The 523-nt window shown below is 47.0% G+C and carries 1 pseudogene; it reads left to right on the forward strand.

The features are described from left to right. Positions 1 to 523: pseudogene (locus R7P74_RS29205) on the forward strand (nicotinate-nucleotide--dimethylbenzimidazole phosphoribosyltransferase); the annotation flags it as partial.

Genomic DNA, 523 nt, shown 5'->3' on the forward strand with positions numbered 1-523 from the left:
AGAAGAGATTGTCGTTCGCAAGCCAACGATGTTGGTGTTTGCTGGCGACCATGGTGTTGCGAAAGAAGGCATTAGCATCGCACCGAGTGAAGTTACCCAGCAAATGGTTGCAAACTTCCTTGCTGGAGGTGCGGCAATTAACTGCTTTTGCGATGTAAACCAAATCGAATTCAAAGTGATTGACTGCGGTATGCTTGCGCCAATCGAAGTCATGGTTCCTGAGTTTAAATCTCATCCGAATTTAATTGAGCAGCGTTTAGGAAATGGCACTGCCAATTTTTAAAAGCAAGCGGCGATGTCTTCTGAACAAGTAGCGCTTGGTTTGGAATATGGTGCAAGAGTGGCGCAAAGCACCATCTATTCAGGATCTAACTTACTGATGTTTGGCGAGATGGGCATTGGAAATACCAGCTCGGCTTCCGCATTATTGGCGGCACTCAGCCCGCTTGAGGTAAACCACTGTGTTGGTCTTGGTACGGGCATCAACTCAGAGCAGTTGAGCCGAAAGTTAAAGTTGGTTGCT

This window comes from Vibrio sp. 2033 (genome assembly GCF_033339735.1).